27 protein-coding genes are annotated in these 22339 nt (G+C 52.9%); 23 read left to right on the forward strand and 4 right to left on the reverse strand.

The window, feature by feature from the left end; translation table 11 throughout:
- Positions 1–36 precede the first annotated feature (36 nt).
- Positions 37–927: a DMT family transporter gene (locus JXQ85_RS03535; RefSeq protein WP_421747487.1), complete on the forward strand. Its 891-nt coding sequence runs from the start codon at positions 37–39 to the stop codon at positions 925–927.
- Here the strand turns inward: JXQ85_RS03535 and JXQ85_RS03540 are convergent.
- Complete coding sequence (locus JXQ85_RS03540; RefSeq protein WP_421747488.1) at positions 903–1724, reverse strand: putative rhamnosyl transferase; 822 nt, start codon at positions 1722–1724, stop codon at positions 903–905. The two genes, JXQ85_RS03535 and JXQ85_RS03540, sit on opposite strands and share 25 nt — an antisense overlap.
- Before the next feature lie 193 nt (positions 1725–1917).
- On the opposite strand from JXQ85_RS03540, the gene JXQ85_RS03545 reads away from it, so the two are divergent.
- The 10 genes from JXQ85_RS03545 (at position 1918) to JXQ85_RS03590 (ending at position 12087) form a co-directional block, all read left to right on the forward strand.
- A complete protein-coding gene (locus tag JXQ85_RS03545; protein ID WP_421747489.1) occupies positions 1918–2883 on the forward strand; it encodes an LLM class oxidoreductase in 966 nt (321 codons plus the stop codon).
- A gap of 149 nt (positions 2884–3032) precedes the next feature.
- Complete coding sequence (locus tag JXQ85_RS03550; protein WP_421747490.1) at positions 3033–3797, forward strand: SDR family NAD(P)-dependent oxidoreductase; 765 nt, start codon at positions 3033–3035, stop codon at positions 3795–3797.
- 96 nt (positions 3798–3893) lie between these two features.
- Positions 3894–4265, forward strand: coding sequence for a MerR family transcriptional regulator (locus tag JXQ85_RS03555; RefSeq protein ID WP_421747491.1), 372 nt, complete (start codon positions 3894–3896; stop codon positions 4263–4265).
- Between the two features lie 296 nt (positions 4266–4561).
- The gene (gene rpsL, locus JXQ85_RS03560) at positions 4562–4933 is read left to right on the forward strand and encodes a 30S ribosomal protein S12 (protein WP_009810698.1); all 372 of its coding nucleotides are present in this window, start codon (positions 4562–4564) and stop codon (positions 4931–4933) included.
- A gap of 15 nt (positions 4934–4948) precedes the next feature.
- Complete coding sequence (gene rpsG / locus JXQ85_RS03565; protein WP_421747492.1) at positions 4949–5419, forward strand: 30S ribosomal protein S7; 471 nt, start codon at positions 4949–4951, stop codon at positions 5417–5419.
- 21 nt (positions 5420–5440) lie between these two features.
- A complete protein-coding gene (fusA, locus tag JXQ85_RS03570) occupies positions 5441–7558 on the forward strand; it encodes an elongation factor G (protein WP_421747493.1) in 2118 nt (705 codons plus the stop codon).
- A gap of 56 nt (positions 7559–7614) precedes the next feature.
- A complete protein-coding gene (gene tuf, locus JXQ85_RS03575) occupies positions 7615–8790 on the forward strand; it encodes an elongation factor Tu (protein WP_421747494.1) in 1176 nt (391 codons plus the stop codon).
- A 202-nt stretch (positions 8791–8992) separates the two neighbouring features.
- Positions 8993–9376, forward strand: a complete 384-nt coding sequence (locus tag JXQ85_RS03580) for an SMI1/KNR4 family protein (protein ID WP_421747495.1) — start codon at positions 8993–8995, stop codon at positions 9374–9376.
- 633 nt (positions 9377–10009) lie between these two features.
- Positions 10010–10852 carry an FAS1-like dehydratase domain-containing protein gene (locus tag JXQ85_RS03585; protein ID WP_421747496.1) on the forward strand — a complete coding sequence of 281 codons (843 nt, stop codon included), beginning with the start codon at positions 10010–10012 and terminating at the stop codon, positions 10850–10852.
- Positions 10852–12087: a CoA transferase gene (locus tag JXQ85_RS03590; protein WP_421747497.1), complete on the forward strand. Its 1236-nt coding sequence runs from the start codon at positions 10852–10854 to the stop codon at positions 12085–12087. The genes JXQ85_RS03585 and JXQ85_RS03590 overlap by 1 nt, the downstream gene beginning before the upstream one ends.
- 125 nt (positions 12088–12212) lie before the next feature.
- Here JXQ85_RS03590 and JXQ85_RS03595 read toward each other — a convergent pair whose 3' ends face one another.
- Entirely contained in the window at positions 12213–13454 is a 1242-nt protein-coding gene (locus JXQ85_RS03595) for an alpha/beta fold hydrolase (protein WP_421747498.1), read from the reverse strand.
- Positions 13455–13522: 68 nt separating this feature from the next.
- Between JXQ85_RS03595 and JXQ85_RS03600 the strand changes: the two genes are divergently transcribed.
- From JXQ85_RS03600 to JXQ85_RS03625, 6 genes are all read left to right on the forward strand, one after another.
- Positions 13523–13942, forward strand: a complete 420-nt coding sequence (locus JXQ85_RS03600) for a winged helix DNA-binding protein (protein ID WP_421747499.1) — start codon at positions 13523–13525, stop codon at positions 13940–13942.
- A gap of 278 nt (positions 13943–14220) precedes the next feature.
- Complete coding sequence (gene rpsJ, locus JXQ85_RS03605) at positions 14221–14529, forward strand: 30S ribosomal protein S10 (RefSeq protein WP_058313903.1); 309 nt, start codon at positions 14221–14223, stop codon at positions 14527–14529.
- Positions 14530–14540: 11 nt separating this feature from the next.
- Entirely contained in the window at positions 14541–15266 is a 726-nt protein-coding gene (rplC, locus tag JXQ85_RS03610; protein WP_421747500.1) for a 50S ribosomal protein L3, read from the forward strand.
- Positions 15263–15880, forward strand: a complete 618-nt coding sequence (rplD, locus tag JXQ85_RS03615; protein WP_421747501.1) for a 50S ribosomal protein L4 — start codon at positions 15263–15265, stop codon at positions 15878–15880. Before rplC ends, rplD begins: the two co-directional genes overlap by 4 nt.
- Positions 15877–16173, forward strand: a complete 297-nt coding sequence (locus tag JXQ85_RS03620; protein ID WP_421747502.1) for a 50S ribosomal protein L23 — start codon at positions 15877–15879, stop codon at positions 16171–16173. Before rplD ends, JXQ85_RS03620 begins: the two co-directional genes overlap by 4 nt.
- Before the next feature lie 233 nt (positions 16174–16406).
- Complete coding sequence (locus JXQ85_RS03625; protein ID WP_421747503.1) at positions 16407–17444, forward strand: fatty acid desaturase; 1038 nt, start codon at positions 16407–16409, stop codon at positions 17442–17444.
- A gap of 65 nt (positions 17445–17509) precedes the next feature.
- On the opposite strand, the gene JXQ85_RS03630 is transcribed toward JXQ85_RS03625, so the two are convergent.
- Positions 17510–17785, reverse strand: a complete 276-nt coding sequence (locus JXQ85_RS03630) for a hypothetical protein (RefSeq protein ID WP_421747504.1) — start codon at positions 17783–17785, stop codon at positions 17510–17512.
- Positions 17786–17910: 125 nt separating this feature from the next.
- On the opposite strand from JXQ85_RS03630, the gene JXQ85_RS03635 reads away from it, so the two are divergent.
- From JXQ85_RS03635 to rplP, 6 genes are all read left to right on the forward strand, one after another.
- Positions 17911–18771, forward strand: coding sequence for a LysR family transcriptional regulator (locus tag JXQ85_RS03635; protein WP_421747505.1), 861 nt, complete (start codon positions 17911–17913; stop codon positions 18769–18771).
- Positions 18772–19052: 281 nt separating this feature from the next.
- Positions 19053–19895 carry a 50S ribosomal protein L2 gene (rplB, locus tag JXQ85_RS03640; protein WP_421747506.1) on the forward strand — a complete coding sequence of 281 codons (843 nt, stop codon included), beginning with the start codon at positions 19053–19055 and terminating at the stop codon, positions 19893–19895.
- Between the two features lie 3 nt (positions 19896–19898).
- Complete coding sequence (rpsS, locus tag JXQ85_RS03645; protein ID WP_421747507.1) at positions 19899–20177, forward strand: 30S ribosomal protein S19; 279 nt, start codon at positions 19899–19901, stop codon at positions 20175–20177.
- Between the two features lie 3 nt (positions 20178–20180).
- Positions 20181–20561: a 50S ribosomal protein L22 gene (rplV, locus tag JXQ85_RS03650; protein WP_058313894.1), complete on the forward strand. Its 381-nt coding sequence runs from the start codon at positions 20181–20183 to the stop codon at positions 20559–20561.
- The gene (gene rpsC / locus JXQ85_RS03655) at positions 20561–21268 is read left to right on the forward strand and encodes a 30S ribosomal protein S3 (RefSeq protein WP_421747508.1); all 708 of its coding nucleotides are present in this window, start codon (positions 20561–20563) and stop codon (positions 21266–21268) included. Before rplV ends, rpsC begins: the two co-directional genes overlap by 1 nt.
- 14 nt (positions 21269–21282) lie before the next feature.
- A complete protein-coding gene (gene rplP / locus JXQ85_RS03660) occupies positions 21283–21696 on the forward strand; it encodes a 50S ribosomal protein L16 (protein WP_058313892.1) in 414 nt (137 codons plus the stop codon).
- Between the two features lie 78 nt (positions 21697–21774).
- Here rplP and JXQ85_RS03665 read toward each other — a convergent pair whose 3' ends face one another.
- Positions 21775–22200: a nuclear transport factor 2 family protein gene (locus tag JXQ85_RS03665; RefSeq protein ID WP_421747509.1), complete on the reverse strand. Its 426-nt coding sequence runs from the start codon at positions 22198–22200 to the stop codon at positions 21775–21777.
- Positions 22201–22339 lie beyond the last annotated feature (139 nt).

The raw sequence follows: 22339 nt of genomic DNA on the forward strand, positions 1-22339 counted from the left end.
ATCAGGCATTGTCGGCCAATACTGCGGAGCATCAAGATGTCAGGATCAGACAACACGCGCGGGGCGATTTTTATGATTGCCCTAATGGCGGCATTTTCGTCCGGAGATGTGCTGACAAAAATCATCCTCGTGGATATTCCGTTGCCGCAATATCAGGCATTGCGTGGTGTGTTGTGTAGCCTGTTGATCGGCGTTTTGGCTTGGCAGCAACGGGCGCTGGTTTTGAATGTGTCTCGTCGCGATGGCAAGCTTCTGTTGATCCGAAGTGTGGCCGAAGTGATTGCCGCCTATTTGTTCCTAACGTCTCTAACCTTGCTCCCACTTGCCAACGCGACAGCCATCTTGCAGGTGCTGCCACTGAGCTTGGCACTTTCTGCTGCGCTGTTCTTCCGCGAGCCCTTGGGTTGGCGGCGGATGACCGCCATCCTGATCGGATTTTGCGGAATGCTATTGATTGTGCGCCCCGGTCCCGAAGGATTTTCAACCGGCAGTTTTTACGCACTCGCAACGGTTTTCTTTGTGACCATTCGTGACCTGGCTGCAAGACGTATGTCCAAAGATGTGCCCTCGTTGACAGCCGCATTGGCCATGTCACTGGCGGTCACGGCCTACGGGTTCGTAGCCATGACCCAGTTGGACTGGGAGCCTATGACCTTTGATATTCAGATGATGATCATTGGGGCGGCATGTTTATTGGGGCTGGGATACGTCTTTTCGGTACTCGCCATGCGGGTCGGAGACGTCTCTTTTGTGGCGCCATTCCGATACACCGGGCTGATATTCGCGCTGATTTTTGGCCTTTTGATATTTGGCGAATGGCCTGATGCGCTGACGATGTTTGGGGCCGCAATCGTTGTCGGCACAGGGATCTTTACGCTTTACCGTGAGTCTTTAGCGAAATCTCAGCCAAAAACACGGCGCACCTGATCGCAATCGATAGCAAAGCGCTGTTTGAAATGTGCTTCACCGTCTGAATCCAATGGCTCGAGGTTCACACGGGTGACCTTGGCTTTCTGACGAGAGTCGTTGAAATCATTGTGGCCGCGCACAAACATGTCTTCGTCTGAAAAAGTCGCGGTCGGCATCACTCGATTGATCTTATTGTGCCCGAAATTCATGATCGTCTTATCTGTTGTAGGAGAGACCGACATACCAAGGGCCACGCCATAATAGGGCATGAAAGACGGTGAGGATAACATTCCCTCGGCGGTTGGCCGCGCGGAGAATCCTCGGTTGAAATCAATTCCAACGGTCTCGTTTGTCGTAACCAAACCCGCACAATCTGCTGCCGCTTGGCGAAACCGTTCAACAAAGTTCACGGCCACCGCATCGTCGTCGTCATGTCTGAACTGCAAACTCGGAAGGGTTGCGTCATTGCGCAAATGATCATTGATAATACGCTTCATCACGGGGCGATGCCGTGCGGGTTCTTCAGCAACGATTTTGGCCTGAGGCATATCCGCAATCATCGCTTCAAGTTCTGCGCGATAGGTTTCTGGTAGGCAGGTGCCAACCACGATTAGGAATTCAAAATTTGGATCAGTTTGCGCTTTGAGACCGGGCAGGGCGATGGTCTCAAAGGTCCGCATACGGTCATCCATTCGATCAGGCGCGTAGAGGTAGGCACGCCGCTCTTCGATGGTTTCATGTTCGACCTGAAAACCGCCAAAGGCAGGATAAGAAAATCGGCAAAGTCCGATGACCTGCAAGTCCTGACTGTTCAATGTGCTGCCCTCGGTTTTTGTTCTGCCTTCAAGGAAAATCATGCCAGTCGGGCGACAAAAGAGCAACGCGCGAAACAGGTTTGGTCAGAAGGCGCTGAAATGTAGCAACGCAAATGGTCCCAATGGTCTTTCCTTCATCACGCTTTCCGCCCAAGGTGGCAGACACCGTCCGACAAAAGACAAGAGGCAGGCCATGAGCCAAACACTAGAGTTCCCAGTATTCAATCGTGCCTACAGCCGGACCTTTCAGCCCGGCCGTTTGACGTTTGGTTTGGTCAGCCCTCTTGAAGCTTACACGGTGGGTGATTCCCCATCGATGGAACGTCACATCGAACGGGCCCAATTGGCTGAAAAGCTTGGTTTCTCGGCCATCTGGCTGCGTGACATTCCATTTAATGTACCGGCTTTTGGGGACGTGGGTCAGATGTATGATCCGTTTGTTTACCTTGGTGCTCTCGCCGCCGTCACCAAAGACATTGGTCTTGGCATCGCTAGTGCAGTTCTGCCGCTTCGCCACCCGGCACATGTCGCCAAAAGCGCTGCGTCGGTGGATGTTCTTTCGGGTGGACGCATGCTTTTGGGTGTCGCCTCAGGGGACCGGCCCGAAGAATACCCTGCGCTAGCTGCGGACTACGAAGGTCGCGACGCTCGGTTCCGCGATAGCGTGGATTACATCCGCGCTACATTTGGTGACTTTCCCAATTTTGATGGCCAGCAGGGGCGATTGAATGGTCATATGGATATGCTGCCGAAACCTGTCTCTGGCCGCATTCCTTTGCTGATGACCGGCGGCGCGCAGCAAACGCCGGAATGGGGGGCTGAACATGGCGACGGCTGGATGACCTATCCGCGCAGGCTCGATGCCCAACAACAAGCCATTGATACCTATCGCGGAAACGTTCGGGCTACCTGCACAACCGACAAACCGGTGATGCAGTCGCTTTATGTGGATGTGATGTCTAATAACACGATGCCTGTCCGTCCCATCGCTTTGGGTTATGCTGCCGGGACCGACTTCCTTGTGGAGCATCTTAAACAGCTAGAGGAAATTGGCGTGAACCACGTGGCGCTCAATCTGCGCTACAACAATGCGGATATCGAAGAGACGCTGCACCGGATCGCAGAAGAGATTTTACCTTATTTCTCTGCAGTCAGTTGATTGCAATATTTCGTGAAAAAGAAATCAAAGTCTAAGCTTTCAAGACTCATTTATTACGCATTGCAGCCTTGACCCTGACGCTAGTGTCAAGCCGCTAACACTGTCTGCTCAAAACGATTGAATCGTTCGCAGACAGGAGAAAATGCGAGATGACACAAAGTAGTATTTGGCTAGACAAAGTAGCGATTGTGACGGGTGGAAGCTCGGGCATTGGGCGCGCCACAGCCATCGAGCTTGCCGAATTGGGCGCCAAGGTTTTGATCACGGGGCGCAATATTGAGCGGCTTTCGAGCGTAACAGAGCCATCTTCCTCTATCGAAGGTCTACAGATCGATAGCGCTGATCCCGACAGTGCAGAGCAGATCGTCAGCGAGGCTATGGCGTCTTGGGGTCGGATTGATCTTGTGGTGAACAATTCCGGTTCGGGTCATCCGATGCCATTAGAAGCCTATGATCCGGGGGCCATCGCAAACATGTCGGCGGTCAATATCGTCGCGCCGTCGCTCTTGGTGAAAGCAAGTTTGGACGCCCTAAAACAAAGTCGCGGAGCGATTGTGAATATTTCAACGGCTGTGGCGAAAAATGCAGCACCGATGGTTGCACATTACGGCGCGACAAAGACCGCCTTGGAGTACCTGACGCGGACGTGGGCGATTGAGCTCGCGGGTCATGGTATTCGCGTGAATGCGATTGCACCGGGGCCGGTTCAAAGCGGAGCTCTGACTGGAATGATGGGATTGCCAGCAGACATGGCCGCACAAATCGAACAGCAGGAAGCCGAACAGGTGCCTATGGGGCGCCGTGGTACACCTGCAGATATTGTGCCTTGGATTCTTCGCCTCGGACATTCAGAAAATGAATGGCTGACCGGCCAAGTAATTGCTGTCGATGGAGGTTGGTCGCAGCGGATTTAGTCACTTGCCGGTCAGACCTAGGCGTCTGGCCGGCACTATTCTTGAACATAGTTCAGTGGGACCACATCTGATCTCTAATGGGAAAGGAGCTTACTAATGCAAGCCAAAGAAGCCGCTGATAGGCTCGGCATCACGCAGCGCATGTTGCGCCACTATGAAAACGAAGGCCTGATGGAGATAGATCGCTCCGCCAATGGATATCGACGATATAGCGAACCAGATCTTCGCCGGGCTGGCCGAATTCGAGATTTCATTGCAACCGGATTTTCAACTCGCGAAATCAAGACGATGAGTGCCTGTTTGTCGGACGAGGGCGCAGGGCCGTGCGAAGGCGGGATTATTAAGATGCGGGAAAAACTGGAACATATTGAGCGATTGCAGGCTGACCTCGAGGCGCGTAAGAAAGCTGTGCTCGACCGGATCGAAGAATTGAAACAGGGTCTGACTGCAGAGCCGCTTGAGCTATAAGCGCAAGCTGACTTCAGGTCATTAAGACACTTTGCATGCTGTTGACAGGCCCTCCGACTCCCCCTATACGCGCGTACCATACGGCTAAGGAGAGATGTCTCTGTCGCCGCAATCAAAATTTCAGTGGCTAAGGTCCGCGCTACTTTGAAGCGTGCACCCTCTGGAAACAAACCGCGATGTTCGCCTCGGTACGGGAACATTTGCGGCTTTTTCGCTATGTGGAAACATGTGGTGCGAAAGAACCGGTAGCGTATGGGGTGACCCATGCAAAATGAGTAAGGAAACGGGAAGCAAATATGCCAACGATCCAACAGCTGATCCGCAAACCGCGTCAGCCTAAAATCAAACGCTCTAAGTCCATGCACCTGGAGCAGTGCCCACAAAAACGCGGTGTTTGCACACGTGTTTACACAACAACTCCTAAGAAACCGAACTCCGCGATGCGTAAAGTTGCGAAGGTTCGTCTGACCAACGGTTTCGAAGTGATCTCTTACATCCCAGGTGAATCCCACAACCTTCAGGAACACTCTGTGGTTCTGATCCGTGGCGGCCGTGTAAAAGACCTTCCGGGTGTCCGTTACCACATCCTGCGTGGTGTGTTGGATACCCAAGGTGTTAAAGATCGTAAGCAACGTCGTTCCAAGTACGGCGCGAAGCGTCCTAAGTAAGAAGGATATTTATAAATGTCTCGTCGTCACGCTGCTGAAAAACGCGAAGTCCTACCAGACGCAAAGTTTGGTGACCGCGTTCTGTCCAAGTTCATGAACAACCTCATGATCGATGGTAAAAAATCCGTTGCAGAAAAAATCGTTTACAACGCGCTTGATCGTGTTGAAGGCAAAGTAAAACGCGCCCCTGTCGAAGTGTTCCACGAAGCACTGGACAACATCAAACCATCCGTCGAGGTTCGCTCTCGTCGTGTGGGTGGTGCTACTTACCAGGTTCCTGTTGAAGTGCGCCCAGAGCGCCGTGAAGCACTGGCAATCCGCTGGTTGATCACTGCCTCCCGTGGTCGCAACGAGAACACAATGGAAGAGCGCCTTGCTGGTGAACTTCTGGATGCTGTGAACTCTCGCGGCAACGCCGTTAAGAAGCGCGAAGATACTCACAAGATGGCCGAGGCGAACAAAGCCTTCAGCCATTATCGCTGGTAATTCCAAAAGGTATTCTGACCAATGGCACGCGAATATACGCTTAACCACTACCGTAACTTCGGTATCATGGCGCACATCGATGCGGGTAAAACAACCTGTTCCGAGCGCATCCTGTACTACACAGGTAAATCCCACAACATCGGCGAAGTGCACGATGGTGCGGCGACTATGGACTGGATGGAGCAGGAACAGGAACGTGGTATCACCATCACCTCCGCTGCGACCACCACATTCTGGGAACGCACAGAGGACGGCGTAACTGCTGACACTCCTAAGCACCGTCTGAACATCATCGACACTCCAGGCCACGTTGACTTCACAATTGAAGTTGAGCGTTCCTTGGCGGTTCTCGATGGTGCTGTTTGCGTTCTTGACGCAAACGCCGGTGTTGAGCCTCAGACTGAAACCGTTTGGCGTCAGGCTGACCGCTACAAAGTTCCACGTATCGTGTTCGTCAATAAAATGGACAAGATCGGCGCGGACTTCTTCAACTGTGTTGATATGATCATTGACCGTACAGGCGCAAATGCTGTTCCTGTTGGTATTCCGATCGGCGCAGAAACTGAGCTGGAAGGCTTGGTTGACCTCGTGACCATGAAAGAATGGGTCTACGAAGGCGAAGACCTGGGCGCATCTTGGGACAAGCGTGACATCCGCCCTGAACTTCAGGACATGGCGGACGAATGGCGCGGTAAAATGATCGAAGCGGCCGTCGAAATGGACGACGACGCGATGGAAGCATACCTGGAAGGCGAAGAGCCATCCGTTGAAAAGCTGCGCGAGCTGCTTCGCAAAGGTACTCTGGAAATGGCATTCGTGCCGGTTCTGGGCGGTTCCGCGTTCAAAAACAAAGGTGTTCAACCGCTGCTGAACGCTGTGATCGACTATCTGCCGTCCCCACTGGACGTTGTTGATTACATGGGCTTCAAACCAGGCGACGAAACAGAAACTCGTGACATCGCCCGTCGTGCGGATGATGACATGGCGTTCTCTGGTCTGGCGTTCAAAATCATGAACGACCCGTTCGTTGGTTCCCTGACATTCACACGTATCTACTCTGGTACGCTGAACAAAGGCGACACCCTGCTGAACTCCACCAAAGGTCGTAAAGAGCGCATCGGTCGTATGATGATGATGCACTCCAACAACCGCGAAGAAATCACCGAAGCATACGCAGGTGACATTATCGCTCTGGCGGGTCTGAAAGACACAACAACCGGTGACACCATCTGTGCTGTTAACGAACCTGTTGTTCTGGAAACAATGACCTTCCCGGATCCGGTTATCGAAATCGCAGTTGAGCCTAAGACAAAAGCTGACCAAGAGAAAATGTCTCAAGGTCTGCAGCGTCTGGCAGCAGAAGATCCATCCTTCCGTGTTGAGACTGACCTGGAATCCGGTCAGACCATCATGAAAGGCATGGGCGAACTTCACCTCGACATCCTTGTGGACCGTCTGAAGCGCGAATTCAAAGTTGAAGCGAACATTGGTGCGCCACAGGTTGCGTATCGTGAGACCATCGGCCACGAAGTTGAGCACAGCTACACCCACAAGAAACAATCTGGTGGTTCTGGTCAGTTCGGCGAAGTGAAAATGATCATCACGCCGACTGAACCTGGCGAAGGCTATTCCTTTGAATCCCGCATCGTTGGTGGTTCTGTTCCTAAGGAATACATCCCAGGTGTTGAAAAAGGCATCAACTCGGTTATGGACTCCGGCCCTCTGGCTGGCTTCCCAGTGATCGACTTCAAAGTTGCCCTGATCGACGGTAAGTTCCACGATGTTGACTCCAGCGTTCTGGCCTTCGAAATTGCAGCACGTATGTGTATGCGTGAAGGTATGCGTCTGGCGGGTGCGAAACTGCTCGAACCAATGATGAAAGTCGAAGTTATCACTCCTGAGGAGTATACCGGCGGCATCATCGGCGACCTGACATCTCGTCGCGGTCAAGTGTCCGGTCAGGAACCACGTGGTAACGCGGTTGCGATCGACGCATTTGTGCCTCTGGCGAACATGTTCGGCTACATCAACACTCTGCGTTCGATGTCTTCTGGCCGCGCGCAGTTTACCATGCAGTTTGACCACTACGACCCAGTGCCAAACAACATCTCTGAAGAAATTCAGGCGAAATACGCCTAAGCGAAATTGGGGCGCGGATCGGTTCCGCGTCCCTCCTCAATTGATAGGAGGCCACTATGGCTAAGGAAAAGTTTGAACGTTCCAAACCGCACTGCAACATCGGCACAATCGGCCACGTTGACCACGGTAAAACAACACTGACAGCAGCGATCACCAAGCAATACGGTGACTTCAAAGCGTACGACGAAATCGACGGCGCACCAGAAGAAAAAGCACGCGGCATCACCATCTCTACTGCTCACGTAGAATACGAAACTGACGCACGTCACTACGCACACGTTGACTGCCCAGGCCACGCTGACTACGTGAAAAACATGATCACTGGTGCTGCTCAGATGGACGGCGCGATCCTGGTTGTGAACGCAGCTGATGGCCCAATGCCACAGACTCGTGAGCACATCCTGCTGGGCCGCCAGGTTGGCATCCCTGCGATGGTTGTTTTCATGAACAAAGTTGACCAAGTAGACGACGAAGAGCTGCTTGAGCTGGTTGAAATGGAAATCCGTGAACTGCTGACAGAATACGAATACCCAGGCGACGACATCCCAGTCATCGCGGGTTCTGCTCTGGCAGCTCTGGAAGACCGTGACGACAACATCGGTAAAGAGAAAATCGCTGAGCTGATGGCTGCAGTTGACGAGTACATCCCACAGCCACCACGCGCTGTTGATGAGCCGTTCCTGATGCCAATCGAAGACGTATTCTCGATCTCTGGTCGTGGTACAGTTGTGACTGGCCGTGTTGAGCGTGGCGTGATCAACGTTGGCGACGAAATCGAAATCGTTGGCATCAAAGACACATCCAAAACCACATGTACTGGTGTTGAAATGTTCCGCAAGCTGCTGGATCGCGGTGAAGCTGGCGACAACATCGGCGCATTGCTGCGCGGCGTTGACCGTGAAGGCGTTGAGCGTGGTCAGGTTCTGTGTAAGCCAGGTTCCGTTAAGCCACACACAAAGTTCGAAGCAGAAGCATACATTCTGACTAAAGAAGAAGGTGGTCGTCACACCCCATTCTTCGCGAACTACCGTCCACAGTTCTACTTCCGTACAACTGACGTGACCGGCACTGTTAACCTGCCAGCAGGTACAGAAATGGTTATGCCAGGCGACAACCTGAAATTCGACGTTGAGCTGATCGCGCCTATCGCGATGGAGCAAGGTCTGCGCTTCGCGATCCGCGAAGGTGGCCGTACCGTTGGTTCCGGTGTTGTGTCCAAAATCACTGAGTAAGTTTGAACATCCGTAAGGATTTCAAACAGGCGGTAGGGGCTTTTGGTAAGCCAAAAGCTCCCGAAAGCCTCAGGTGAATTTATGAAAGGCCGTCCCTTAGGGCGGCCTTTTTGATTTGGTCGAATTAGCCCATAACATCATTCTAGTTGCTTCCCCCGGATAGATGATCACAAATTCCAGTTTACCAACTTTGAGATGACGGATGAATATCAGCGCACTTAAGAACAGATTCTCTAAATTATACTCTGCACCGAGAGGCCCAACAGTCGCATCTAACTTAGACAGTGATTTACCGGTTGATTATTTGGTGTTTCTGCAAAAGATAGGCGGCGGAACGATTGGAGACACCCTTTTTGAAATTTACGATCGACCGTTAACAGCTAGTGAAATTTATGGCGACGTTTCTTCGTTATCGCTAAGTGGTATCTGGTTTTTGGGTGACGACTATAACGGGTATTGTGTTGGTCTAGACCCAAGCAGGGATTGGGCAGTGGTCGAAGTCGACAAGGTTTCAAAAGAAAAAGAAGTAATAGCCGATAGTCTCGTGGCATTTTTGATGCATGATTTTCGCTTGGGTGACACCTAAATATTACGACATGTGCTTCACCTGGAACAAGGCCCGTAGCGCCGCCGGGCAGCGCCCAACCACCCGCCGGGAGGGCGCTTTTGCAACGCTTCGCCATACGCATCGTTCGATTAAAAGCGGTTAGATAAACTGCCCCACGAGAGCGGACTGATGCCCACCCAAGGTCGGGCACTGTACGGCTCTATTTTAACGTTGCACGAACCGAGGGAAGGGCGCAAAACGCTCGCGTTTAGCTGAAGGCAGGCGGGGTAGTTCGGGGGCTGCAAAATCTTTGAAATTGCATTGGGTATGACAGGAATAATCTCTCGCGACTCTCATACCATAAGTCGCTCATCATTCTCAGCTTCACTCCCAATACGCTGTTTTCGCTAAGCTTCTGTGCATTTCCGACAGCCGGTTTTTTCCTTGTCTTGCGCCTTCTGTGTCATCCCGTCGCACGCTGCAATTGCAGCAAGTTGGATGCACCTGCAGCGCCAATCCAAAAAGTTCTATGTTCTCAGGGAACTCGCCGTTTCGTATGCCATGGTGCCCTGACTTGGTATACGGCAGTATCCATTTAAGTGTTTAAAATCATTTGATTTTCCCGTCTGTGCCCCCCCATTTCTAGGAACGATTTGATAGGGGAGGTTCAGTATGGACCAGGTCAATATTCAGGCCTTGAAGGGGCAAAGTGAGATGACAACTGGCATGATGTCAGCACTGGATGTTTCACGCATGCATGCTGCGATTGGGGACGGTTCTCAGCCGGCACCTGCCGCAGGCGCGCTGTTGCCACCGCTTTGGCATTGGGCGGCCTTTCCGCCATTGACCCCCACAGATCACCTTGGAGAAGACGGTCATCCCCCGACCGGCGGGCTGCTGCCTCCTATGGCCCAAAAACGACGCATGTGGGCGGGCGGATCTCTTAGATTTCACGCGCCCCTTTTGGTCGGTGAAAAACTCAAGCGAAAATCCACAGTGCTTGACATCAAAATCAAGGAAACCGGCGCAGGCGATATGGTTCTTGTGACGGTCGAGCACCGTATCTGCGGGCAGGCGGGTCTCGCCATCGAAGAACGTCAGGACATCGTTTACCTCAATATGCCGACCTCTTTTGTGCCGCCGAAAAAACGCGCCATGCCGGACAGCCCAGCCTTTCAGGCATCCCATGCGACCCCGGCCACGTTGCTCTTCCGGTATTCCGCCGTGACATATAACGCGCATCGTATTCACTATGATCTGCCCTACGCCCAAGAGGTCGAGCATTACCCAGCACTTGTCGTGCATGGCCCGTTGCAAGCCACATTGCTGATGCAGGCAGCCACAGCCCACAAAGACGCGGTCCCCAGTGACTTCCACTATCGCGGTGTGCACCCGATGTTTGGCGGCACTGACCTTGATATCGTAGCTGTCGAAGAAGACGGCGCCCTTAATCTTTTCACCGGCCAGGATGGCCATCAGGGCATGCAAGCCACTGCCATGTGGGAGGCCGCATAATGGGTATCTTAAAAGGAATGCGTGTGGTCGAAGGATCAGCCTTTGTGGCGGTCCCGCTCGCAGGGATGACACTGGCGCAAATGGGCGCTGAAGTCATTCGCTTTGATCGTATTGGAGGAGGTCTCGATGCCGGACGCCTGCCGCTCGCACCTTCGGGCCAGAGTCTCTTTTGGGCGGGCCTGAATAAAGGCAAGAAATCCCTCGCTGTCGATATGAAGTCGCAGGAGGGACGCGAACTGATCACCCGTGTGGTCACAGCCCAAGGCGAAGATGCTGGCCTATTTCTGACCAACCTGCGCGTGCGTGGATGGATGGATTACGAGACGCTTTCTCAGCACCGCGAAGACATGATTATGGTCACGCTGTCAGGTGACCGGCATGGCCGTCCGCAGGTGGATTATACCGTCAACCCAGCCCTGGGTATTCCGGAAATTACCGGACCTGAAGGCTTTGATGGCCCGGTTGCGAATGCTTTACCGGCCTGGGATTTGATCGCTGGCAACCTGGTTGTCTCAAGTCTTTTGGCGGCAGAACGTCACCGATTGCGTCATGGCAAAGGTCAGAATGTTGACCTTGCGCTAAAAGATGTTGCTGCAGCCACTTTGGGGCATTTGGGTATGATCGGAGATGCGGTGGTGAACCCCGCGCCGCGCACAAAATCGGGCAATGCGCTTTACGGCGCCTATGGGCAGGATTTCCTTTGTGCCGATGGGCAACGCGTCATGGTTATCGGCCTGACCGATCGTCAATGGCGTGGATTGGTGAAGGCAACGGATAGTGCAGAGGCGATGACATTGCTTGAAAAGCGGAGCGGCAAATCTCTGCGCGATGAGGGCAACCGCTGGGCGCTACGGCATGACATCACCGAAATCCTTGCCCCATGGTTCGCCGCCCGCGCGCTTTCGGAGTTTGCTGAGGACTTCGACAATAACGGCCTGACTTGGTCGGTTTTCCGCACAGTGAAAGAGGCTGTCGCGCAGGATCCGGACCTTTCGACAGAGAACCCAATATTCGAGATGCTCGATCAGCCTGGCCTCGGGCGCTTTCCTGTGCCGGCCTCTCCGGCGGAGTTTTCAGAGGTGCTGAGAGATGCCCCCGGCCGCGCGCCATCTTTGGGTGAGCACACCGAAGAAATTCTGGCCGACGTTGCAGGGCTGGATTTTACAGAGATCGCGAAGCTCTTTGATAAAGGAGTAGTGGCGACAGGCGACGCGGCTTTGGGGAAGGCCGCCTAAGCTGCCTTTCTAACAACCCGATGGCCGCTCAAGATTGGCTACATTTATGTCCCGGATCCGGGAATGTCTGGAATATATTTATTGGAAAGGGTTGCCGAACGGCGCCCTTTCACATGTTTTAGACATCAGTTGTCGTCAAAGGCGATTTTCTTGTGGTCGCCGCGTAAGTTGTCGACGATCCACGATGCAGCCACACGATCTTCTATGTCACCTTCTGGGCAGTGGCCCGGTTCATCCAAGACGATCCGAGTGCTATTGGTTGCACGGTTCAGCAAGGCATCAACGTCTTCGAGGGGCGCAACCGGATCTTGATTGGTTGTCAGCACTAATATCGGTGTGTTGATCTCGGGGCCGTCAAGTAAATCGGAATTGCTGAGAGCAACTGGTCGAATTGCTCGTGCGAATGAGCGCATGGAGGCATCAGGTGCAACATTGATCCGTGCACGCACGCCATCGATTGTGAAGGCAGGCAAAGCCTCATATGCGCTTGGAGGTGCTTTGAAAGGCGCGTCAAGTGGCGCGCAAAAAGACATCACCCCCGCAAGTCCGAGTGTGTCAGCCTGTGTGAAGACGCGCGCTGCGGCGTGGCCCCCAAAACTGGCACCTTGCACAAAGATATTGTCATGGGCGAAGCCGTCCTGTGTTTTAATCCATTGGATCGCGGCAAGATGAAGCTTGTCAGACTTGCCATCCGCGAAGTCAAAGTTTGCGCTGCCACCCATCCCAGGAAGATCAAGCGAGACCAGCGCGATTCCGCGCGGGGCTAAATAATCCAGGAAGTACTCGAGCAACATTTCTTTGGATTGATCTGATCCCTGTGAAGCGACCACAACGGGAAACGGACCGTTGCCAGCTGGAAGATGGACGAAGCTTTGAAAAGTCCCCTCAGTAGCGGTAATTTCTTGATCGATTACAGAGTAGGGCGTGAGGCTAGCTGCCAGCAGATAGGCCTCTGAGGCTTTGGCTAATGCGCGTCGCTGATTTGGGTCGTTTGTGTGTGGGGCGGATGCCAAATGGAAGTAGACCCGCGCCGCCTGAGCAGAGGCCATGGATTGATTTGTGTGCGCAGTCTCTAGGGCCTCATCGCCTAGCTGTTCCCATTCGTAGGTCCAATGCCCCGGGCCGTAGGCCATTAAAGTGTCGGGTTGTTCAGGATCTTCTCGCTTGCCTACGGTGTCTGCGATCGCACTTAACGTCTCCTTGATTTTGGTTTCTTCCGCTCCGAGAGATACCCATTCTTCAATTTCAATCGGGTGATACCAATCGCCCTCGCCTTCGGTTCGGAAACCAGAGGCATCCTGCGCAGACACTGTGGTCACTGATACGGCGAGGCTTGCGATAGAGGCTAATAAAACAAGGTTTTTCATATGTCATCTCCATAAAGTCAACTTGGGTTGACTGTTGACAAATGGGCGTCGTGTTGGAAATAACAACCATGGTTGACCAAAATAATATTCGCGGACTTGTTCAAGATCTGAGCGAGCTTTTGGATCGGCGCATGGAGGTTTTGCGCGAAGGCACTGTTCTCGGCAGTGTGCGCCCATCGGATGCCAAGGTTTTTATGCTCGCATCGCGGCATTCTAGGACTACAGCGGATATTGCGCGGGATCTTGGGGTTTCTAAGCAGGCCGTCCATATGTCAGTGCAGCGTTTAAAGGAAAAAGACGTGGTTCGCATGGTTCCTGCTGAAAATAGCAATCGTGATAAGGTGATCGAAATCACAGAGCGTGGCCAAGAAATCCGTGGGTTGGTTGCGAAAAAGATTGCAATCATAGAAGCCGAAATCGAAGCCAAGCTCGGCAAAGGGAAAACCAAGGAGTTTCGGCAAAGTTTGTTGAAACTTTTGGAGCCTTAGGTCTCGTCACAGCAATGGTTCGTAGCAAAGTCCTGGGTTTGGAATATCTAGTAGGTAAGTGTTGCTTTTGGCTAGATTTAGAACACTGATGCCAAACGCTTCACAAAAGCATGCGTGAAGGGCCGAAACCCCTTGCCACGAAGCCACTCGGGACGTATATCGCGCGAGTTCTCTTTAAGAACATGAAGGCGGGGTGATTCCCGTCTTTTGGGTTCGAAGAGGGTTTGCGGTGGTCGCAGCTCCTCCTCTCAACCTTTACGCCAATGAAGGCTGACGAAATGCAAAGTCAAAATATTCGCATTCGGCTGAAGGCATTCGATTACCGTGTACTGGACGCCAGCACACAGGAAATCGTAAACACTGCAAAGCGCACCGGCGCTGATGTACGTGGCCCGATCCCACTGCCAAACAAAATCGAGAAATTCACCGTTCTACGTGGTCCTCACGTCGACAAAAAATCTCGTGACCAGTTCGAAATTCGTACGCACAAGCGTATGCTGGACATCGTTAACCCAACCCCACAAACCGTGGACGCGCTGATGAAGCTCGACCTGGCGGCTGGCGTTGACGTTCAGATCTCAGTTTAAGGGGTTCTGATATGCGTTCCGGTATTATCGCGAAAAAAGTGGGCATGACCCGCTTGTTCATGGAAGACGGTAAACAGATCCCTGTTACTGTTCTTTCTCTCGACGGTCTGCAAGTTGTAGACCAGCGCACCAATGATCGTGACGGCTATACAGCTGTTCAGCTGGGTGCAGGTTCCGCAAAGGCAAAGCGTACTTCTAAAGCCATGCGTGGTCACTTCGCAAAAGCGAATGTTGAGCCTAAGCGCAAGGTTGCAGAATTCCGCGTTGACGAAGCAAACCTGATCGAAGTTGGTGCAGAAATTTCTGCAGAGCACTTTGTTGACGGTCAGAAAGTTGACGTTGCGGGCACATCTATCGGTAAAGGTTTTGCCGGTGCGATGAAGCGCCACAACTTCGGCGGTCTGCGCGCAACACACGGTGTTTCGATCTCTCACCGTTCTCACGGTTCCACAGGTCAGTGTCAAAACCCTGGTCGCGTCTTCAAAGGTAAGAAGATGGCGGGTCACATGGGTGCGGTACGCGTGACTACACAAAACCTGGAAGTCGTCAAAACTGACGCGGACCGCGGTCTTGTGTTCATCAAAGGCGCCGTACCTGGCTCCAAAGGTGGCTGGGTCACAGTGAAAGACGCCGTGAAAAAGAAACTGCCTGAGAACGTTCCGTTCCCAGCAGCTCTGAAATCTGCAGCAACTGAAGCACCAGCTGAAGAAGCGCCTGCGGAAGGTGGTGAAGCATGAAACTAGACGTCATCAAACTGGACGGCGGCAAAGCGGGTTCCGTTGAGCTGTCTGAAGATCTGTTCGGTCTGGAACCACGTGCGGACATCCTGCACCGTGTTGTTCGCTGGCAGCGTAACAACGCTCAAGCGGGTACTCACAAGGTTAAGACACGTTCTGAAACTTCTTACTCCACTAAAAAGATCTATCGCCAAAAAGGCACCGGCGGCGCACGTCACGGTGACCGTAACGCGCCGATCTTCCGCGGTGGTGGTATCTATAAAGGCCCGGTTGTCCGTTCCCACGGTCACGACCTGCCTAAGAAGTTCCGCAAGCTTGGTCTGAAGCACGCTCTGTCTGCGAAAGCAAAAGCAGGTGAGCTGATTGTGATCGAAGACGCGTCTGCTGAAGGCAAAACCGCTGCTCTGGCGAAACAGGTTAAGAACCTGGGCTGGAAACGCGCGCTGGTCATCGACGGTGCGGAAGCCAATCAGGACTTCCTGAAGGCATCCCGCAACATTGAAGGTCTGGATATCCTGCCGACAATGGGCGCAAACGTTTATGATATCCTCAAGCGTGACATCCTTGTGATCACCAAAGCGGGTATCGAAGCACTGGAGGCTCGACTGAAATGAGCGCGAAGGCAGAACACTACGACGTGATCCGCAAGCCGGTTGTCACTGAGAAAGCAACGATGGCGTCTGAAAATGGCGCGGTTGTTTTCGAAGTTGCGATCGACAGCAACAAACCTCAGATCAAAGAAGCTGTTGAAGCTTTGTTTGGTGTGAAGGTGAAAGCTGTAAACACAACGATCACTAAAGGTAAAACCAAGCGTTTCCGTGGGACTATCGGTAAGCGTAAAGACGTTAAAAAAGCATATGTGACGCTCGAAGAGGGCAACACAATCGACGTCTCCACCGGTCTCTGATTGGTGCGTTGGTAAAATTCACGAAAGCCCCTGCGAGAGCGGGGGCTTTTGTTTTTCGAGCGATAAAATGCAACCAGTAAGGAATGGGCCCAGCCCGATCTTTGCGCAGAGTTGCGAAAAACAATGTTCGGTAAATCTCTTTACACGACTGGCCACCGACTAAGGGCCTCGTATATGGGATGGAAATGCGCCTTTGATTGCGTCGCTGAATATTACGACCAAAGAGCGAGCGCATGTTCGATTTAACATCTAAGTCTTCTACAACCGATGGCCCGGCCACGGCAAAGGAGTGGGTCAGAGTTCTGGCCAAATACCGTACCCCAAATCTGGGGCGCAGCCTGTTTGAACTTGCGGCGACGCTTATTCCATTTGTGGCAATCTGGGCTTTGGCCTTGGCTGCAATGCCGGTCAGCTACTGGTTGACCTTTGCGATTGCTTTGCTCAATGGCCCGTTCTTAATCCGTCTCTTTATTATTCAACATGACTGCGGGCATCGCTCGTTCGTTGAAAACCGCACGTTTGGCGATTGGATCGGCCGGTTCATGGGCGTGCTGACGGTGACACCCTATGAAATGTGGCGACATGCGCACGCCGTGCATCACAGCGCATCTGGCAATTTGGATCGCCGTGGCTTGGGTGACATTCACACAATGACGGTGCGCGAGTATAACGAAGCTGGCCTTATGGCGCGGCTGTATTACCGAATTTACCGCAACCCGATCATGACGTTCCTGATCGCGCCAGGCATCTTGTTCCTTTTCGTGAACCGCTTGCCCTTTGGGTTTATGGGCGAACGCAAGTTCTGGATCAGCGCGATGGGCAATAACCTTGGCATTTTGGCGTTGCTTGGCCCGATCTATGCCTTTGGCGGTTGGGCACCGATCCTGTTGATCTTTGTACCGTCTACCGTTTTAGCGTCTTCTATTGGGGTTTGGCTGTTCTATGTTCAACACCAGTTTGAGCATGCCCATTGGGAAGAAGATGGCGATTGGGACATGCACGAGGCAGCGCTACATGGCAGCTCGCATTATGTTTTGCCGCCACTGCTACAATGGCTCAGCGGCAATATCGGCATCCACCACGTGCATCACCTGAACAGCCGCATCCCATTTTATCGCCTGCCAGAAGTTTTGCGAGATCATGGTGATCTGGCCGTTGGCGCTCAACTGACAATCCGCGAGAGCCTGGCGTCGGCAAAGCTTCATCTGTGGGATGAAGAGGGCAAACGGCTCTTGTCATACAAAGAGGCGCGGGCCTTATCGCTAACGTAGGTAATCTATGTAAAAAAGCCCCGAGATGTTCTCCGGGGCTTTTTTGTTGGATTGCTATTTCGTCATTAAGGCGTGGGAGGTGTGCTGCTGGTCGGCGGTACAGTCGTCCCGGTGAACGTTGGATCTCTTGGATCATCATCATCCGGCGGGCGCTCATCATCGGGCTCTGGGATACACTCACCCATCCACGGAGTTCCCGGGATGTAGATGTAACCCTCATCACATTCACCACCACCCATTTTGTTATAAGTGGGCTCAGGAGCGACCATGGTTGTCGTCGGCGTGCTGCACGCTGCGAGACTCAGCATCGCCAATGCTGATGTCGTCAGAAGTATTCGCATTTTAGTCTCCTATCACGAGGTTTCGGCGTCTTGTCTTGAAGGCATTGGGAAAACTGTATTTGTGTGCAGCTTGGCAGTTAAGGTGAAATTGTGCACAAAGGTCATGTAAAAATGCAGGATTCTACATGAACTGGGCCAATCTCGAAATCGTGCTGGCCATCGCCAAAGCAAAATCCCTCACCAGCGCAGCGCAACTCTTGTCGATGGATCAGACCACTATTGGTCGGCGTCTTTCGGCGATTGAGCATGAGTTGAAAGCCCCACTTTTTGTGCGCCTCAAGTCAGGCATCGTACCCACTGAAGAAGGGTTGATTGTGATTGAACACGCCTATCGGCTTGAGGCGGAGTTGAGCGCTATGAACGAGCGCCTCGATTTTGCACGAGGCGAGGTATCCGGTGTTATGCGTATTTTAGCTAACTCTTGGATGTTGGAAAAACTGGCAGGGCAGCCAGCCGCGCAATTGTTAATGCGGCATCCGCAATTGGAATTGCGTCTATCGGCCCGTTTGCCGCCCGTGCCTGTCTATAGCGAGTCTACACTGTCACTGTGGTTTGATGCTGATCCGCGCGAGGGGGAAGTGGCTCGCCCCCTGTGCCGCATTCCCTATTCCGCGTATCGCGGAGTTTCAGTTGGGGCGGATGTTAAAGAGTGGGTTGAATTCCGTGATGACAACGCGACTGGCCGGAACTTCACGCGCCAGATTAGAAAACGTCGATCAAAGGATGCTTATGTGCGCTTGTCAGCGACAGATGCTGGTACTCTAACGTCGGCAGTGCAAGCTGGGGTTGGAATTGGGATATTGCCGGTCTGCTTGGCGGAGGGTCAGGCGGATCTGGTAGAGCATAATCCGGATCGCCATCGCACGGAACGTATCCTGCATGTGCACGCCAAACCTGAAGTTCATGACAACACCAAAGCCCGAGTGGTGATAGATTGGTTGAAAGGAACGGTTGGTGAGGCTTTTGGAGCATTGCCAATTGGATAGGCCGAAACCTCATGACGCCCCCAATATTAGAAATGACCCAAACATTAGGGCTGTGGGATTCTGAAGAGGCATACCACTATCCCATTGCCACATCCCTCAATCCCTGATACTCGGCGCGAGTGGAAATCGGCCTCAGATTCGTTCTGGGGCTGATTGCCTTTTCTACCGGGACCTTCGGGGCCCTTCATACGGTCACCCATTCTTCCAAGATGGGGGGCTAACATCGCGGGTACCGGCACCTCATAAGGCCAGCCCGCATTGCTAAACGGAAGACAGTAAACATGGCACTCAAGTCGTATAAACCGACGACGCCGGGCCAGCGTGGGCTGGTTCTGATCGACCGTTCGGAGCTTTGGAAAGGACGTCCAGTCAAGGCCCTCACTGAGGGTTTGACCAAATCGGGCGGCCGGAACAATACCGGACGGATCACATCTCGTCGTCGTGGCGGTGGCGCAAAGCGTCTGTACCGGATCGTTGATTTCAAACGTAACAAGTTTGATGTCGCGGCAACTGTAGAGCGGATCGAATACGACCCGAACCGGACCGCGTTCATCGCACTCGTTAAATACGAAGATGGCGAGCAAGCTTACATCCTGGCGCCTCAGCGTCTGGCGGTAGGTGATCAGGTCATCGCGTCTGCGAAAGCAGATATCAAACCAGGTAACGCAATGCCGTTCTCTGGTCTGCCAATCGGTACCATCGTGCACAACATCGAACTGAAGCCTGGTAAAGGTGGTCAGATCGCACGTGCAGCGGGCACCTACGCTCAGTTCGTAGGCCGTGACGGTGGCTACGCTCAGATCCGCCTTTCTTCTGGCGAACTGCGCATGGTCCGTCAGGAATGCATGGCAACCGTTGGTGCGGTATCCAACCCAGACAACTCTAACCAGAACTACGGTAAAGCCGGTCGTATGCGCCATAAAGGCATCCGCCCGTCTGTTCGTGGTGTTGTTATGAACCCAATCGACCACCCGCACGGTGGTGGTGAAGGTCGTACTTCTGGTGGTCGTCACCCGGTTACTCCTTGGGGTAAACCAACTAAGGGTAAGCGCACTCGCAACAAGAACAAAGCGTCGCAAAAGCTTATTATCCGCTCGCGTCACGCCAAGAAGAAGGGACGTTAATCTATGTCTCGTTCAGTCTGGAAAGGCCCTTTTGTTGACTCTTATGTCCTCAAGAAGGCAGAAGCAGCTCGCGAAAGCGGCCGCAACGAAGTGATCAAAATCTGGTCCCGTCGTTCCACCATCCTGCCACAGTTCGTTGGCCTGACATTTGGTGTGTACAACGGTCAGAAACACGTGCCTGTCAACGTAACCGAAGAAATGATCGGTCAGAAGTTTGGTGAGTATTCACCATCTCGGACCTATTACGGTCACGCGGCAGACAAAAAAGCGAAACGGAAGTAAGTCATGGGCAAGGCAAAGAATCCCCGCCGCGTGGCAGATAACGAAGCAATGGCAAAACTGCGCATGCTCCGTACTTCCCCGCAAAAACTGAACCTGGTTGCTGGCATGATCCGCGGCAAGAAAGTTGAGAAGGCTCTGACCGACCTGACTTTCTCCAATAAGCGTGTCGCTCAGGACGTGAAGAAATGTCTTCAGTCCGCCATCGCCAATGCTGAAAACAACCACAACCTGGATGTGGACGAGCTGATCGTTGCAGAAGCTTACGTTGGTAAGAACCTGACAATGAAGCGCGGTCGTCCTCGTGCACGTGGTCGTTTCGGTAAAATCATCAAGCCATTTGCTGAGATCACCATCAAGGTGCGTCAAGTAGAGGAGCAAGCCTAATGGGACATAAAGTCAATCCGGTCGGCATGCGCCTGCAGATCAACCGTACTTGGGACAGCCGCTGGTATGCGGACACCAAGGACTACGGTGATCTTCTGCTCGAAGACCTGAAAATCCGTGAGTTCATCAAAACTGAGTGCAAGCAAGCTGGTATTGCTCGTGTGATCATTGAACGTCCGCACAAAAAGTGCCGCGTGACAATCCACACAGCGCGTCCTGGCGTTATCATTGGCAAAAAAGGTGCGGACATTGAAGTTCTGCGCAAGAAAATTGCTGCGATGACTGACTCCGAGCTGCACTTGAACATCGTTGAAGTACGTAAGCCAGAGCTCGACGCTCAGCTGGTTGGCGAGTCTATCGCTCAGCAGCTGGAACGCCGTGTGTCTTTCCGTCGTGCGATGAAACGTGCCGTTCAGAACGCAATGCGTATGGGTGCCCTGGGTATCCGTGTAAACGTTGCGGGTCGTCTGGGTGGTGCTGAAATCGCGCGTACCGAATGGTACCGTGAAGGCCGCGTGCCTTTGCACACTCTGCGTGCGGACATCGATTACGCTCACTCTGAAGCGATGACACCATATGGTATCATCGGGATCAAAACCTGGATCTTCAAAGGCGAGATCATGGAGCACGATCCAGCGGCACGTGATCGTCGTTCTCAGGAAGTTCAAGACGGTCCAGCACCTCGCGGTGCCGGCGGTCGTCGCTAAGGGAGACATAGATTATGTTGCAACCAAAGCGTACTAAATTCCGTAAGGCGCACAAAGGCCGGATTAAGGGCGATGCGAAGGGTGGTTCCACTCTGAACTTCGGTTCTTTCGGTCTAAAGGCGACCACTCCAGAGCGTGTCACTGCGCGTCAGATTGAGGCGGCACGTCGTGCGATGACCCGTCACATGAAACGTCAGGGTCGTGTATGGATCCGCATCTTCCCAGATGTGCCAGTAACAGCCAAGCCTATCGAAGTTCGTATGGGTAAAGGTAAAGGCTCTGTTGACCGTTGGGTCTGCAAAGTGAAGCCTGGCCGCGTGATGTTTGAAATCGACGGTGTGTCCGACGAAGTTGCGCGTGAAGCGCTGCGTCTGGCCGCAATGAAGCTGCCGGTTAAAACACGCGTTGTTCTGCGCGAAGACTGGTAAGGTGGTGCCGGGCTGAAGCCCGGCCTACGATGAGATTTGACCCCCGGCGCGCAAGCGGCGGGGGTTTTTGTTTGCCGATTATTTGGCTGTTGCTTTAAAAGCGACGGTTTGGGATTGGATCTTGCCTCCGTCTATGAAGAACGTATCCGTTGCATATTCATACACGTTGTCAGCCGTTTCGGCCGACCAGACGATGTAGGCGACATTGCCATTGATATGTGTGGTGTCTAATGAAAAGCTCATACCGGGTTTTGAGAATTCAGCCACCAGTGCCTCAAACAATCCTCGGATTGCTTCAGGTCCTTCCAGTACGCCAAACGGCACGATGATTACGCTACTGTCCTCGTAGTCCTTCATGATTGCATCAACATCGCCGGCACCAAACGCCGTCAAATGATGAGTTAGAACCTCTTCGGTTGAGCGAGAGTGTCCTTCAGCGAAGGCTGAAGTTGCGAAAACTAGACAGAGGGCAAAGGCCGTGCCGATACGTGACATTAGTTTCATTATTAGTCTCCCCGTTATTGGTGCCGCCCAAAGCGACACGGAAAACATAACATAAAATACATTCAAAAGTTACTATTTGACACTTTGTTGCATGTGCAACATTGAACAACCGCCTTGCACGTAGGCATTTTATGGATAC

This window comes from Cognatishimia sp. (assembly GCF_049116455.1).
GTDB lineage: Bacteria > Pseudomonadota > Alphaproteobacteria > Rhodobacterales > Rhodobacteraceae > Cognatishimia.

Excerpts from the sequence above, each read along its gene's own strand:
- rpsC (WP_421747508.1), top strand. The coding sequence starts at position 20,561 with ATGGGACATAAAGTCAATCCGGTCGGCATGCGCCTGCAGATCAACCGT.
- JXQ85_RS03600 (WP_421747499.1), top strand. The coding sequence starts at position 13,523 with ATGGTTGACCAAAATAATATTCGCGGACTTGTTCAAGATCTGAGCGAG.
- JXQ85_RS03590 (WP_421747497.1), top strand. The coding sequence starts at position 10,852 with ATGGGTATCTTAAAAGGAATGCGTGTGGTCGAAGGATCAGCCTTTGTG.
- rplD (WP_421747501.1), top strand. The coding sequence starts at position 15,263 with ATGAAACTAGACGTCATCAAACTGGACGGCGGCAAAGCGGGTTCCGTT.
- fusA (WP_421747493.1), top strand. The coding sequence starts at position 5,441 with ATGGCACGCGAATATACGCTTAACCACTACCGTAACTTCGGTATCATG.
- rplB (WP_421747506.1), top strand. The coding sequence starts at position 19,053 with ATGGCACTCAAGTCGTATAAACCGACGACGCCGGGCCAGCGTGGGCTG.
- JXQ85_RS03595 (WP_421747498.1), bottom strand. The coding sequence starts at position 13,454 with ATGAAAAACCTTGTTTTATTAGCCTCTATCGCAAGCCTCGCCGTATCA.
- JXQ85_RS03630 (WP_421747504.1), bottom strand. The coding sequence starts at position 17,785 with ATGCGAATACTTCTGACGACATCAGCATTGGCGATGCTGAGTCTCGCA.
- JXQ85_RS03620 (WP_421747502.1), top strand. The coding sequence starts at position 15,877 with ATGAGCGCGAAGGCAGAACACTACGACGTGATCCGCAAGCCGGTTGTC.
- JXQ85_RS03550 (WP_421747490.1), top strand. The coding sequence starts at position 3,033 with ATGACACAAAGTAGTATTTGGCTAGACAAAGTAGCGATTGTGACGGGT.
- JXQ85_RS03585 (WP_421747496.1), top strand. The coding sequence starts at position 10,010 with ATGGACCAGGTCAATATTCAGGCCTTGAAGGGGCAAAGTGAGATGACA.
- rpsL (WP_009810698.1), top strand. The coding sequence starts at position 4,562 with ATGCCAACGATCCAACAGCTGATCCGCAAACCGCGTCAGCCTAAAATC.
- rplV (WP_058313894.1), top strand. The coding sequence starts at position 20,181 with ATGGGCAAGGCAAAGAATCCCCGCCGCGTGGCAGATAACGAAGCAATG.
- JXQ85_RS03535 (WP_421747487.1), top strand. The coding sequence starts at position 37 with ATGTCAGGATCAGACAACACGCGCGGGGCGATTTTTATGATTGCCCTA.
- JXQ85_RS03580 (WP_421747495.1), top strand. The coding sequence starts at position 8,993 with ATGAATATCAGCGCACTTAAGAACAGATTCTCTAAATTATACTCTGCA.
- rpsS (WP_421747507.1), top strand. The coding sequence starts at position 19,899 with ATGTCTCGTTCAGTCTGGAAAGGCCCTTTTGTTGACTCTTATGTCCTC.
- JXQ85_RS03555 (WP_421747491.1), top strand. The coding sequence starts at position 3,894 with ATGCAAGCCAAAGAAGCCGCTGATAGGCTCGGCATCACGCAGCGCATG.
- JXQ85_RS03635 (WP_421747505.1), top strand. The coding sequence starts at position 17,911 with ATGAACTGGGCCAATCTCGAAATCGTGCTGGCCATCGCCAAAGCAAAA.
- JXQ85_RS03545 (WP_421747489.1), top strand. The coding sequence starts at position 1,918 with ATGAGCCAAACACTAGAGTTCCCAGTATTCAATCGTGCCTACAGCCGG.
- rplC (WP_421747500.1), top strand. The coding sequence starts at position 14,541 with ATGCGTTCCGGTATTATCGCGAAAAAAGTGGGCATGACCCGCTTGTTC.
- tuf (WP_421747494.1), top strand. The coding sequence starts at position 7,615 with ATGGCTAAGGAAAAGTTTGAACGTTCCAAACCGCACTGCAACATCGGC.
- rpsJ (WP_058313903.1), top strand. The coding sequence starts at position 14,221 with ATGCAAAGTCAAAATATTCGCATTCGGCTGAAGGCATTCGATTACCGT.
- rpsG (WP_421747492.1), top strand. The coding sequence starts at position 4,949 with ATGTCTCGTCGTCACGCTGCTGAAAAACGCGAAGTCCTACCAGACGCA.
- rplP (WP_058313892.1), top strand. The coding sequence starts at position 21,283 with ATGTTGCAACCAAAGCGTACTAAATTCCGTAAGGCGCACAAAGGCCGG.
- JXQ85_RS03625 (WP_421747503.1), top strand. The coding sequence starts at position 16,407 with ATGTTCGATTTAACATCTAAGTCTTCTACAACCGATGGCCCGGCCACG.
- JXQ85_RS03665 (WP_421747509.1), bottom strand. The coding sequence starts at position 22,200 with ATGAAACTAATGTCACGTATCGGCACGGCCTTTGCCCTCTGTCTAGTT.